12 protein-coding genes are annotated in these 12,989 nt (G+C 40.2%); 1 reads left to right on the top strand and 11 read right to left on the bottom strand.

Annotation, left to right across the window (positions count from 1 at the left end):
* The coding region (locus tag GXZ17_RS04665; protein WP_409376124.1) for a UPF0158 family protein at positions 1-192 on the top strand (192 nt) is incomplete at its 5' end.
* Positions 193-438: 246 nt separating this feature from the next.
* On the opposite strand, the gene GXZ17_RS04660 is transcribed toward GXZ17_RS04665, so the two are convergent.
* The 11 genes from GXZ17_RS04660 to GXZ17_RS04610 all read right to left on the bottom strand — a co-directional run bounded on the left by GXZ17_RS04660 (position 439) and on the right by GXZ17_RS04610 (position 12,593).
* Positions 439-576 carry a DUF3160 domain-containing protein gene (locus tag GXZ17_RS04660; protein ID WP_409376123.1) on the bottom strand — a complete coding sequence of 46 codons (138 nt, stop codon included), beginning with the start codon at positions 574-576 and terminating at the stop codon, positions 439-441.
* Positions 577-868: 292 nt separating this feature from the next.
* Entirely contained in the window at positions 869-1,648 is a 780-nt protein-coding gene (locus GXZ17_RS04655; RefSeq protein ID WP_409376122.1) for an IclR family transcriptional regulator, read from the bottom strand.
* Positions 1,648-2,613 (bottom strand): sugar kinase, encoded by a 966-nt coding sequence (locus tag GXZ17_RS04650; RefSeq protein ID WP_409376121.1) that lies wholly within the window; start codon positions 2,611-2,613, stop codon positions 1,648-1,650. Before GXZ17_RS04650 ends, GXZ17_RS04655 begins: the two co-directional genes overlap by 1 nt.
* Positions 2,614-2,823: 210 nt before the next feature.
* On the bottom strand, positions 2,824-4,647 hold the full coding sequence (locus GXZ17_RS04645) for an FAD-binding protein (RefSeq protein ID WP_409376120.1): 1,824 nt from the start codon (positions 4,645-4,647) through the stop codon (positions 2,824-2,826).
* A gap of 11 nt (positions 4,648-4,658) precedes the next feature.
* Complete coding sequence (locus tag GXZ17_RS04640; RefSeq protein ID WP_409376119.1) at positions 4,659-5,975, bottom strand: NADH:flavin oxidoreductase; 1,317 nt, start codon at positions 5,973-5,975, stop codon at positions 4,659-4,661.
* A 21-nt stretch (positions 5,976-5,996) separates the two neighbouring features.
* Positions 5,997-6,794: a carbohydrate ABC transporter permease gene (locus GXZ17_RS04635; RefSeq protein ID WP_409376118.1), complete on the bottom strand. Its 798-nt coding sequence runs from the start codon at positions 6,792-6,794 to the stop codon at positions 5,997-5,999.
* Entirely contained in the window at positions 6,791-7,669 is an 879-nt protein-coding gene (locus GXZ17_RS04630) for a carbohydrate ABC transporter permease (RefSeq protein WP_409376117.1), read from the bottom strand. Before GXZ17_RS04630 ends, GXZ17_RS04635 begins: the two co-directional genes overlap by 4 nt.
* An 82-nt stretch (positions 7,670-7,751) precedes the next feature.
* Positions 7,752-9,020, bottom strand: coding sequence for an ABC transporter substrate-binding protein (locus GXZ17_RS04625; protein ID WP_409376116.1), 1,269 nt, complete (start codon positions 9,018-9,020; stop codon positions 7,752-7,754).
* 153 nt (positions 9,021-9,173) lie between these two features.
* On the bottom strand, positions 9,174-10,169 hold the full coding sequence (locus GXZ17_RS04620) for a Gfo/Idh/MocA family protein (RefSeq protein WP_409376115.1): 996 nt from the start codon (positions 10,167-10,169) through the stop codon (positions 9,174-9,176).
* Between the two features lie 25 nt (positions 10,170-10,194).
* A complete protein-coding gene (locus GXZ17_RS04615) occupies positions 10,195-11,424 on the bottom strand; it encodes a Gfo/Idh/MocA family protein (protein ID WP_409376114.1) in 1,230 nt (409 codons plus the stop codon).
* 23 nt (positions 11,425-11,447) lie between these two features.
* A complete protein-coding gene (locus tag GXZ17_RS04610) occupies positions 11,448-12,593 on the bottom strand; it encodes a polysaccharide lyase family 1 protein (RefSeq protein ID WP_409376113.1) in 1,146 nt (381 codons plus the stop codon).
* Positions 12,594-12,989: the final 396 nt, after the last annotated feature.

The following is a 12,989-nucleotide window of genomic DNA, read 5'->3' as shown; positions in this document are numbered from 1 at the left end:
GTGGAAGATGAGCATCTCGTCGAGTTACTTGAGATAGCTATAGACGGTAAAGGTGCCTTCCGCCGATTTAAAGATGTCCTGGCTCGCTATCCCGAGGAAAAGGAGAGGTGGTATCGTTTTAAGAACGAGAGAATGAAGGAAAGAGCGATTTCCTGGCTTGAGGCCATAGGGATAAGCCTGCAGGGGGAGTGATTTATATGACTAATAGGTTGGTGGAATGGTGTTATACGAATGAGTCCATTGCTAACCCCGCTGAACATTAAAATTGGCGAAGATACCCACCAATATATCTGCTACAGTTCCATTATCGGAAACCTGTTTTACGCCTTTAGATTCCACGCTCCGGTAAATGATTTTGAAAAACACGGGAAACAGTGCTTACCGCTATCCGTTCTGTATCTATCAAAACCATTGAATAAAACATTAAAAAACAATAAATTATTCTGAAAAACTTTTCGTCCAATCCGGTTGTGGTGGAGAATTGTTGTTTAATATTTCTCTCCAGACCTCATCGGTCAACCGCTCATTCATAGGTTGCTTAAATTCATAATAACTGAAAACCGGCCCGGATCCCAAAATGATATCTGAAAGCTAAAACAGTATGAGAGGCATCGAATGAGAGCATTCACTTCCAGTCGGAGCAACAGTGACAATCGCGGTCTGATGAAGTTTCTGAATAAACAATGGTGGCACAAAAAATGACAGCCACGATCATTGACCGTTTAATTCATTCTACTATTAACCGTTATTAATTCTAGGGTTAAGGGTGCCACAAAAATTAATTTCCGGAATGTTGTAAATTCATCTTGCCCAACACAAAAATTAACGCTCAACGACCATCTTATTAACCAATAAGGGAGAGGTTAATTCAATCAGCTTGTTTCCCATAGCCTCCCAGATCCTGAGAAATCGAAGAGGCTATTTTTTGAAGTGAAGATGATATCTCGGGAATTTTATCTGGGGAAAAATCCTTAAAAAACCCCGAAACACTAAGGGCAGCCACCACCTTACCGCTAAAATCAATTATTGGCGCTCCAACACAGATTATACCTTCCTCATTTTCCTGATTATCAAGAGCATAACCTCGCTTTCTAATACCCAGTAGTTCTTCTTTGAGTCTGTCAGAGGAAACAATGGTATTTTGAGTTCGAGGAATTAGCTCAACTTCTTTAAGATAACGGTCAATGTCTTCTTCGGAGGAATAAGCCAAAAAAACTTTCCCCAAAGCGGTACAATATAGAGGAATTCTCATCCCCACCCGGGAGCGCATTTGTAAGGTCTTTGGTCCCTCCACTTTATCAATATAAAGGGCCTCGTTCCCCTCTCTAATTGCTAGATGGGCCGTTTGATTTAACTCATCTACCAATTTAACGAGATAAGAATGAGCAATTTCTCTCAAATCAAACCCATTTAGAACATAGTTACCCAGCTCTACAAGCTTAATTCCCGGTTTGTATCCACCATCAGAAGCTCGAGAAACATAACCGTAACTTAAAAAAGTGTTTAAATATCGATATATAGTGGAGGGATGGAGTTCTATCTTCTGAGAAATTTCCTTGATAGTTATACCGTTTCCTCCTTCAAAAACTACGATTTCCAATATTTTTATGGCCTGTTCCAAAGCACCAATAGAGCTTTTAGCAGACATTATCTATTCACCTTCCCAGATATAGAAGAAGTTACCAAAGCTTCTACAAAATGACGGTCAAAAATGGGCATATCTCCTGCCACGCTCATTTTTAAAGAAGCCATAGCATTGCCCCACAGGGCAGCTTCTTCCAGGCTTTTTTTACAGAGATACCCATATAGAAATCCAGCCACAAAAGCATCTCCTGCTCCTATTCTATCCACCGCTTCCGTAGCAAAGCTGGGCTGGTATATAGAGATATCCTTACTCAATACGAAACATCCTTTTTCACCAGCGGTTAAAACATATATTTTATCTTTCCCATAGTTTGACTGGAGAAAAGCTAACTTTTCCTGATAATCTTCATTTTCTAGTCCAAAAATGATTTGCAAGTCTTCTTCTTTTATGAAAATAATATCTATAGACCCCATCACCTCTTCTACAAACTTCCGACATTCCTCCGGACTCCACAGTTTACTACGATAGTTAACATCAAAAGAAACCTCTAAGGTGGCGGGCTTGAACCTGAGCAGATTTCTCACATTTATGTCACAAATGGAGCTGAGGGGAGGAGTGATACCGGTAAGGTGCAAAAGAGAGCTCTGGGAGAGTAAAGAAAAATCCTTTTCCTTCAGCTCAAAACGGGAAAAGGTAGAATCCTTTCTATCATAGAGAACCTCTGCACCTTCCCTTAGATGAGCAAGCTCCAGGAAATAAAGACCCATCCTTCCTTCTCCTGAAAGCTCTAAACAGTCAACTCCTACTCCAAATCTTCTCAGTTCTTGAAACACCCTTCGCCCCAGAAAGTTGTTCGGAAGAGCTCCCAACAGTTGAGTTTTCAACCCCAGGATAGAACAACCAGCTAAAACATTGGCCTCCGCCCCTCCCACTTCTACCTGCCAGGAATCGCTTTTCAAAAAAGTTTTAAGTCTTTCCGGGGTCAGACGAATCAAAGGTTCTCCATAGCTTATAATATCAGTTTTCATAATATCATCCTTCCAAATCTTACCTTAAGTTCTATCATTTTTCCCAAAACCCCCTCAGATTAAGCTTTTATGTATTTTCATCCTCCAACTATGTTGAAAAGGAAGTACTTTACTACTTCCAGATACCACGCTTTAGCCCTTATAGCATGCAGCGTCCCAATTCTCCTCCTGTTTTCTGATCGGGGAAGAGCAAACTACTAAAAGATAGTTTTATCTTTTAGAGTTTCCCCTATTAACCGGTCTTTTTTCTAAAGTTATAGCTCCATATTTCAGTTTAGCAACTATATAGTGATAAGCCCAAGCTCCATCATCTCGAGGATAAAGCTCCATACTATCCTCATTTTTAAATAGTAAATGGGGACCTCTACTTTCTTTCCGCTCATACATAGTGAGGAGAAGCAACTGGGATAGCAGATGGATATTTAAAGTCTCTAAATAATCTTTCAAGCTTTCGCTAACATTGAGAATTTCTCTTTCTGTTATACTGGAAATTTCCTTATAAGCTTCCCTCAAATTATGGGGAACCCTTATAACACCAGCATTTCTGGTCATAATTTCTCTAATACTTTGCCTTATCCGGTTCCCACCCAAAACTTCCCGGGAAAATCTCGGAAACTGCTTTTTTATTGTTTCTACCTCCTCTCCAGTGATTTTGCTTCTCTTTACTGAAGAAGAGTAAATTGCTGCTTCCTGACCTGATATTTTCCCAAAAACCTGTGTGTCAAGCAAAGAATTTCCTCCTGGTCTGTTAGCTCCGTGTTGCCCGCCGGCAGCTTCTCCACAGGCGTACAGTCCCTCTATGTTTGTTTCAGCTTTTTCATTTATCTTTATTCCCCCTTGAAAATGCTGCACTGCAGGGACTATTTCAAATTTCCCTTTTTCATCTAAATTTATTCCTTTACTTCTAAGTAGTTCATAAACTTCTCTGTTCATTTTTTTAAGTCTCAATAAGGGTGAGGTAAATAAATCGCCTCTTACCAAATCCTCCCCTAATGAGCTTCTATACCACTCTAATACTCTTTCCGGCAGGGAATCTTTTTCTAAAAAATCGGGATTCTGAGTATAGCTTAAAAAAACCTGTCTCCCCTCTTGAATTTCTTTAGCCACAGCCACATCAATAATGTGAGATTCTTCCTCGTAAGAGAGTGGCCAGCTCCATCCTTTGGAAAAAAGAATATTTATTAATTCTTCCTGAGAATATTTATCTTTGTAATATTTAAGTAAAATATCTTCTCCTTCACTGTTAACTATTTCAGGTAAAGATCTCATAAAACTCCCCGAACAGGCTATTTTAGTTTCCTTAGAAGACAAGCCTATCTGGATAAACTCCATATTTACAAACTCTGCACCAGCCCTCAACGCTGCTGTCCATCCATCTCCCGTAGCCAGAGGAGGGAAAAGATTCTCCAGAAACACCTGTCCTGCACCACCCGTGGCCATGATGATGGCTGGAGCATCAATAAAAAAATAATCGTTATCCAGAATCCCTATTCCCCAGGCACCTTTAACCCTGTTTTCTTCGTCCAATAAAATGCCTTGAATCATAGTATTTTCTATAACTTCTATTTTTTCTTCTTTAACCTTTTTAGCCAGTGCTTTTGAAATTTGAACAGCAGTATCGGGCCCGGTGAAACAAGCTCTCGCATATTTTGAACCATCGGTCCTGAACTGTTTAACTCTAGCCTCTTCTCTTACAAAAGGGACTCCCAGTCTATCCAGGTATTCAAAAGCATCTTGAGAGTTTTTAGCCAAAACTTCTGCTAAATTCTGGTCAGAAACCATACCCCCTATTATGAAAATGTCTTCTGCGTGATACTTCCAGGAGTCCTCAGTATAAGGCTCGGTAGTATCCAAAGTGGCATGGAATGCCATTCTGTCAGAATAAGAAGTGCCAGTAACACTGTCTTTTAATAACTCTCCCTTAGTGACTATTTTAACATCTAAGCTTTTATTAGTTTCTTTGGCACTCAGTGCCGCTCTTAGGCCTGCTCCTCCAGAGCCTACCACCAGCACATCCGCTTTCGCTTTTCTCATTCTCTTACTCCTTATTCTCCCTCTCTTTTTTCTATATCCCGGTAAGGCTTAAGGTAGATTTCACTATCCCGGATAACACAGCCGGTAATTTTTCTATGAGCTTTTAGCTCTGCACACCTGATGCAGGTTATGCAAACTTTCCTTTTATCCATCCCTTTATTATGCAATATATCTTTTGCAAAATCGGGATAAGCAAAAGCCATTCTCCCAAAACCTGCTATTTTTGCATATCCTTTTTCTACCATCCCAGATGCCACATATGGAGCAAATTCTCTTAACCAGCTCAGCCCCGTTGCCACTACTGTGATATCTTTGAAATTCTCCTGAACTTCCCGAGATAATTTTATCAATCTCTCCACCCCTAAAAGGGGATATTCAGGAGGAGTATATTTTCTTGCCTCTCCATCTGCCGGTCTGCTAATATAAGCATTGATATAGGGACTTCCTGCCGTTACATTTATCAATCTGACACCCATATCTCTTAGCTCGCCCACCAATTTTAAGGGTTCGCTTAAATCTACTTCGCCTTTCTCGTTCACTCCCCAGCCTATGGGATACTCCAGAAAATCAGAGATATTCAGCCTTATTGCCACTTCTATTCCCACTTCTCTTTTGATTTTCGTTACTACCTCTTTTATTAATCGAGTTCTATTTTCATAGCTACCTCCAAACTTGTCCTCTCTTTCCCGGGCACCAAGAAGCTCTGATAATAAATATCGGTGACAACTTTTCACATCTACAGCATCAAATCCAGCTTGTTTTGCCAATCTAGCAACATTCATATAAGCACTTTCCAGTTCTTCTAATTCCCTATCAGAGATAACAGGACAAGACGGCTCTACTTTAGCTAATTTATCCAACTTTTCGTCGTGGATAGCAATGATTTTGTGATCTCCAAAACGCCCGGCGTGAGATAGCTGCAGAACCTGGTAAGGAGAGGGGGTACCTCCTTCGTCTGCTTCTTCTCTCATTCTGTTTATCAACAGAGAAAAGTCGCCCACCGTTCTTTCATTGAGAAATAGTTGCTGGTCATTGGCTCGGCCTTTTTCATTAATTGCGGTAGCCTCAAACCAGATAAGACCCGCCTTTCCTTTGGTATATCTCATATATCTTCTGGTGGTCAATTCTCCAGGAGCACCGTCGGGAGTGGAATCACAACCCTCCATAGGGTGAATGGCCAGCCGATTTCCTATGGTTTTCCCGTTCAGCTCTATCTTTTCCCGGAGTGGGGCTAAGTCATGAGAAAAGGGAATATCCAGATTAAATTTTTCAATGTCCGCAATCAACTCATCCATCGTCGAATATCTAAAGCGTTTATTGTCATCCAAGAGCATCACCTTAAAAATAGTTTAATATTTTAATCCTCCTGCTGATATACCTTTCATAAATAGATTCTGAAATAACAAGAAAATAACCAGAGTGGGGATGATAGCCATAACAGAGAAAGCCAATATTTCATTCCACGGTATACCATACTGCCCCTGTAGGGTAGCCAGTGCCAGCTGAATGGTGAATTTTTTACCACTATTGATAACTATCAAGGGAAGAACAAAGTCATTCCATCTCCAGGTAAAAGAAAATATGGAAAGCGAGGCAATTAAGGGTTTAGAAAGGGGTAACACTATTCTTGAAAAAATCTGCCATTCTCCTGCCCCGTCTACTTTGGCGCTTTCTAAAAATTCGTTCGGTATCCCCTTCATATATTGAATAGCAGTGAACGCTCCAGTAGGAGTGAAAACCGCAGGAATTATCAATCCCCACAAACTATCCATCAACCCCAGCTGCCTTATAATCACAAACAAGGGAACCATTATTACCTGAGCAGTGACGAAAAGGGTTACTATGACCACCTCGGTGAGAAAACCTTTATACTTAAAGATGCCTTTAGCAAGTCCGTAACCTAAGGAAACACAGAGAAAAACCGTTATAATGGTAGAGATTATTGCCACAAATAGGGTATTAGCGAGATATCTTGGAAAATCAGATTGTTCAATAACATTTATGTAACCTTCCAGAGAAACTTTTTCAGGAAATATGGAGGGAGGATATTTATAAATCTCATTCATACTTTTGAGAGAAGAAGTTATGGTCCAGAAAACTGGTATCATAAACAATACTGCCAACACAATAATTATCACTTTTTTCATACTGCACCCTCCATTTCTCCTCCTTCTTGCACTCTCCTCACTGCGAAAGCTATCACAAAAGTTATCAATAACACCACCAGTGAACCAGCAGAGGCATATCCTATTCTAAAATCTGTAAATGCTTTCTGGTAAACATAAAGAGGAGCAACAGTAGTGGCATATCCGGGGCCACCTGTGGTCATAATGTACACTATGGTGAAATTCCTGAAGCAATTAGCTATAGATAGCGTAATTACAGAAATATTCGTGTTTCTCAATAACGGCAAGGTTATATACCAGAATTTTTGAAAGTTTGTCGCTCCGTCTATGGAGGCGGCCTCATAGAATTCTTCTGAAATTGCTTGTAACCCGACGATAAATAGCATCATCATAAATCCAGCTAAAACCCAGACCTGAACCATGACTACTGTAAATAAAGCTAAGGTGGGGTCGTCCAACCAGCTAACCGGTTGAAACCCCATCCGGGTTAAAATGTGATTGACCAGACCAAAATTTCTGCTGAATAGCCACTTCCACATAGTTCCGGCTGCTACCATGGGTATCATATAAGGCCAGTAAAAGAAAACTCTCATAACCTTGGAAAAGGTGTCTTCTTCCTGGAGTAAAACACCTAAAAGTAAAGAAATTACGAATATTATGGGAACAGCCAGAAAAGTATACTTGAAAGACACCACCACGGAATTCCAGAACCATTTGTCTTTCATTAAATCAGAGAAGTTTTTAAGCCCCACAAACTTCATGGGACTTAAGATATCCCAGGAGAAAAAGCCCAGGATTATCATCAATATAATGGGAAGCAAATAAAATAAAAAATGGAAAACGAACCCGGGTATGACAAAAACAAATCTACTTTCCACTATCCCGCGCTTTATCACCAGCTCACCCCCACATTTCTAAAAGCTCCAGGAAAGAAAGGACTGAGCCTATTTTCCTAAAATAGGCTCAGTCCTCCGCATTTTACAGCTCACTTAAAATTCTTTGCGCTTCTTCCTTCCAGTGCTGAATCATTTCTTGAGCAGTAATGCTCTCTGAAATTCCTAAAGCCAGATCTTTTCTTATGGTATCGGTTAACCTGCTCCATACTGCAGTAGCTCTTACCTCAGTACTCCAGGCCGGAGCCCTTTCTGCTAAGACTTGGTGAACTTCTGCCCATTCATCTAAAAGAGGCTCTCCATAATCAATGCTATGGTCTTTATAGGCACTCAAGTCTCTGCTTCTTTTTATGTATTCAGTATATCCTTTGTCTTTGTCTGCTATCCACATTACAAAATCAGTAGCAGCTTTCTCCTTCTCGACATCTCCAGTTTGTGGTGCAGCTAAGAATCCTCCGCCTGATATACCAAACCAGTCTTCAATCACCGGCACATAACAGGGTGCTACATCGTTTTGCTTCTCAGCGTTGAAAGACTCTCTGGCCATCCAGCTACCTGCCCAATCTACAGCAGTTATCCCGCCAAAGAAGTTACTGGTATGCGATTCTCCCGACAGCCATTCAGCAGGAGGAACCAGCTCTTCTTTAAACAGGTCCACAAATTCATTTATTGCTTTTTCTGCATTTTCATATTGGTCCATTACAAAATTTCCTTCTTCATCTAATATCTTTATGTTCCACAAAGCTAAATAGCTAAAAAATTTGTCCGCAGAATATTCAATAGACATAGCATAGGGGGTTGCATTTTCGCTTTTCACTTTCTTTAGAACATCTTTGAACTCCTCCCAGGTCCAGGGTTCTGTTCTACCACCTTTAGGTGGATAAGCTATTCCTGCTTTTTCGAACATCTCTTTATTTATCCACACAGAGTAAGTTGTGAAGTGAAGAGGAACAGCGTGAACAATGTCTTCTTCTCCTAAGTAGACTTTTACAACATCATAGGTAGAGTCTTTATACTCCTGGGGAGATAATCCTAAGTTTTCTTCAATATCGGGACCTACATTCCTCAAAAATTGGGTCATCTGTGGCAAATATGTGGCAGTTGTTTCCAGTAAATCGGGTGGCTCTCCGCCCAGAAATACCAGCGACATCTTTTGCATATAGTTGGCATATGGAAATGCTACCACCTCAATTTTTACATCCGGATGCTCCTCCTGGTATAACTCTACTACCTGTCTTAGGACCCTTGCTTTACTTTCATCAGACGAATACATAGTTAACTCCACCGCAAAAGCAGAACCGAAAGTTAACACTACCAATAACGCTATGGTGATAAATAAAAGAACCTTTTTCATGGTTCAACCTCCTTTTTAAGGTATTTGTTCCCATCTTTTAATAGCTACTTCCCAGAGAAGAAATTACTTTTTACCGTCGCTCTTTCACCTCCTTATCCAGAACTTGATTTGAAAAATCAAAACTTTACTCCTATTACTCCTAACACTCCGGGGTCAAAGATACACTACTTTTGCTTCATCTGCCGATTGTCTGGCTTTCAGGCAAACTTCTGTAACCCGGAAAGAATCTTCGGCAGTTACTAAACACTTGCCTTTCCCTTCCACTTCTTTTAAAAAATCCAGAAATATGCTTCCTTCTGACTCTAAGGGAATCTCTCGGATGCCCGGTGTTTTGCCATCAATCAAAAGCACTTTATTTTTAATTACCTCAACAATCCCTTTGGTACCAACCACTCTTAACCGATCATCATCATGAGTTGGTGCATTATCAGGTCTGAAGTAATCTATGGTTAAAGAGGCAAAAATCTCGTTAGTAAGCACAAAATGACACAGAGCGGTCATTTCCAAATCTCCATGGCCCCGGTTATGTTTGGATGAATGAGAAGCATACACCGACACAAATTCTTCTCTACTAAACCATCTTATCCAATCCACCCCATGACTTCCCACCCAGGGGATGGTTCCTCCGTATACCTCCCTCGATTTGTAATTTTCTCCTCGCCTGCCGAGTTTATAAGATTTTTGAGTATTTAATAATCTTATCTCTCCTATAGAGCCGTCTTCCACATAGCGGTGAGCAGCTAAAAACCAGGGCTTATATCTAATCCCCAGCATGGCAACGAATGTTTTTTTACTTCTCTCATAAGCTTTTTTAAGTTTTTCTAAATCTTCTAACGTGGTCGCAACGGGTTTCTCAGTAAACACGTTTATGCTTCTCGTTAGAGCTTCCTCAGAAACTTTAGCTAAATCTCCAAAATAACAATTTATAACCGCTATATCAGGATTTATCTCATCAAACATGCTTCTATAATCTTCGTAAATAAGAGGTTTATATCCCAGCTTTATAACTTCCTGGCGTAAGCCCTCAATGTTTTCTCCCTCTGAGCCCGGAGCAATTCCAGCTATTTCCAGGTCTAAATCGCGATGGCATCTTACAGGGTCCAATACATAGTGATAATGTCCACTTGATCCTACTATACATAATTTCATATTTAAACTATCCCCTCAAATTGAATTATCTCGAGAAAAACGGATTAAAGGTTTTATAATCTTCTACATTTATCTCCGTAGAAGGAGTGGCCCACTTAATACCTAAATCGGAAAAAAGAGCCTTTTTTTCAAAAGCTTCATCAATTATCTCGTCTATACCTTCCAGTACTGTCTTATATTCTCCATCTTCGGTTTCGAACTCTCTCACTGATTCCCGGGGAATAGGAACTATTTTCCCGGCCGATTCATAAGCACCATTTATTGCCACCACAAAAGGCCTTGAATTAGCCGGTGTAGACCACAGCTCTTCTATAAGACCTAATTGTTTCTGAGCGGTGACCCTAAAAACCTCCAGATGAGGATTTACTCCCTGGTTATCAAACTCCAGTACCTCCCCATGGTTTAAAACCACTTTAGTTTTTTCTGAGAATTCCCAGAAAGCCCTGCCTTCAGTTCCTACTATTTCCATGTAAGGATCCCTTGTCCTTTCGCTGGCATGGGTTACATAAAAATATACTTTAGCTCCATTAACGGCCTCGGCTTTTAAACAAGAAGTGTCTTCTGCTTCGATATAAGTATGTGCTCTATAAAATTCTGCTTTTACGGTTTTCAAGCTCGCCGATTCATTCATAGACGGACCAAGGAGATAAAGCATATTATTCAAATAGTGGGCCAGAGCGTTGTGCATAGGGCCATCTAAGACGATGTGTCCATCATAAATGGTTTTCCCTGCCCACTCGTTTCTGGTATAATAAGATTTAAACCTCGGCCAGCAAGCTTTGCAACTTATTTCTCTAATTTCTCCCAGTTCTCCCCTAAGAATAATCTCTTTCAGCTTTCTAATGGTTCGGGAATGAATCATATGAAAACCCACCGAGCAGAATCTCTTCGTTCTTTTCTCTGTTTCGATAATTTTGTCCAGTTCCTGAATAGTAGGAGCAGGAGGCTTTTCCAGCAAAACGTTGTATCCGCTTTCCATAGCTTTGATAGCCATCGGTGCGTGAGTATGAATGGCAGTGGGCAAAGTTATAACGTCTATTAGCTTTTTCCCTTTTTCTAAGAGCTCAGAGAAAGAATCGTATATTTCTATCCCCTCTCTCTTGAGCTCTTTCCGTGACTCGAAATTTTTCCTCTTATCTTCAACAACCACAGCTCCTAGCTTGATATTTCCTTCTTCCTCGAGCTGCTTGATAAAATTTATATGTTCTTTAGCAAAGTTCCTAACTCCCACCACTGCAAAAAATACTTTTTCCACTGGACCACTTTCCTTTCCTTACTTTATAGTTTCCCGGCTCCCGCCTCACTGTTTACTATCGCTGGCACTGACATTGCAGGATCGATTCTTAAAAACAAAGTAGGTTCCCAACCAACAGATGGCTCTAATTGGTCATCTACATTAACATCGTTGTGAGCTTTAAGGAGGTTAGCATAGAATGGCTGGCTGGAAGGATAGGATATAACTGTGCCCTCCTCATATATGCAACTACCTTTCCATCTTCTTATTATTTTAGAGGCCGGAACTGTCCAGGATAAGTCAAAATAGTTGTTTTGAGCGTATGTTTTGGATTCTACCCCCACACCCCAGGCATAATCAAAGGGGTAAGGAGAGTGAGGATTGATTTTATAATAGTTGTTATAAACATGAACTTCTCCAAACCTCACCCGGGGAAGCCTTTGAGTAACATTCTCAAAAAGATTGTGATGGAGTGTAACCCTCAAATGTCCTCTATCACTAACATTACTATCGCTTGAACCTATGAGCATTGTCTTATCATGATTGTAAAAAACATTATATGAAATGGTTATTAAATCAGATTCTTTGGTTATATCTAAGAGTCCATCATGTTGCTGGAACAATCTTCCAAAATAAGTGGGAGCTTCGTTGTCGAGATATCTTCCATCACTGAAAGAACAGTGGTCAATCCAGATATTTCTGGAACCTTCTATAGAAACGCAATCATATTCGGAGTTCCATTCTCCAAACTCTCCATCAGTGGGATCCCATTGGGGGAAATAGTCAATCGGGCTTTCAAAAGTTATATTGCGAATTATCACATTGTGAACATTTTTAAGCTTTACAGTAGCTCCAATAATTTTAGCATCTTTTCCCACTCCTATTATGGTTTTGTTAGAACCTATATATATTAAAATATCATCAGCCTGATTCTTTTGAGACCTTGCTCTTGCTTCTTCGAGAGGTCCAGAAACTTCCTTTTCCCTTCCCCATTTTTCAGGAGCATATTCTTCCAGATATTTATTAAAATCAAATTCGGGATCCTTATAGGTTTCGTATGGCTCACTTATTTCAATGGTACCTTCTATGAATATAATTCTTGGAGTGTCATCTTCCATATTTTTCTCTCTATCCCCGCCAAGAGCCTCTATCAGTTCTTCCTTGGTTCTCACCAGATAAATATTTTCCATACTGGCCTGGGAACCACCAGATGTACCTTCTCCATAAGAGGCCCAACCATCACCTGGTTTCAGAGTTTCCCTACTCAAACTTAACAGTTCTCCGTCTATCCCGGGAGGTAGTTCAGTAGCCCAGGAAATACCCGCAATCCCCATTACCACCAAAAACACCAGTATTACCCTACCGGGCGGCTTCATAATATCACTCCTTTGCATAATATGCACTATCGTTGCCTTATATACATTATATAATATTAACTTCTAATTTGTCAAACAGGGGTTACTATAATGGACCCCGAAAACTGGACAGAGTAATAAGATGATGTTAACCTGGAAATGGAAAGGAGAAAGATAAGAAAATGGGTGACATCCGAAAAAAGTATGATGCAGCATTAAAAACTAAAATAG

The sequence above is a fragment of the Candidatus Sordicultor fermentans genome (assembly GCF_012728195.1).
Taxonomy (GTDB): Bacteria; Atribacterota; Atribacteria; order Atribacterales; family Caldatribacteriaceae; genus Sordicultor; species Sordicultor fermentans.
This window is presented reverse-complemented; position numbering and strand designations above follow the sequence as displayed.

What these genes read in the sequence shown, in the direction of transcription:
- GXZ17_RS04655 (WP_409376122.1), bottom strand. Translation starts at nt 1,648, where the DNA reads ATGTCTGCTAAAAGCTCTATTGGTGCTTTGGAACAGGCCATAAAAATA.
- GXZ17_RS04650 (WP_409376121.1), bottom strand. Translation starts at nt 2,613, where the DNA reads ATGAAAACTGATATTATAAGCTATGGAGAACCTTTGATTCGTCTGACC.
- GXZ17_RS04645 (WP_409376120.1), bottom strand. Translation starts at nt 4,647, where the DNA reads ATGAGAAAAGCGAAAGCGGATGTGCTGGTGGTAGGCTCTGGAGGAGCA.
- GXZ17_RS04635 (WP_409376118.1), bottom strand. Translation starts at nt 6,794, where the DNA reads ATGAAAAAAGTGATAATTATTGTGTTGGCAGTATTGTTTATGATACCA.
- GXZ17_RS04625 (WP_409376116.1), bottom strand. Translation starts at nt 9,020, where the DNA reads ATGAAAAAGGTTCTTTTATTTATCACCATAGCGTTATTGGTAGTGTTA.
- GXZ17_RS04620 (WP_409376115.1), bottom strand. Translation starts at nt 10,169, where the DNA reads ATGAAATTATGTATAGTAGGATCAAGTGGACATTATCACTATGTATTG.
- GXZ17_RS04610 (WP_409376113.1), bottom strand. Translation starts at nt 12,593, where the DNA reads ATGGAAAATATTTATCTGGTGAGAACCAAGGAAGAACTGATAGAGGCT.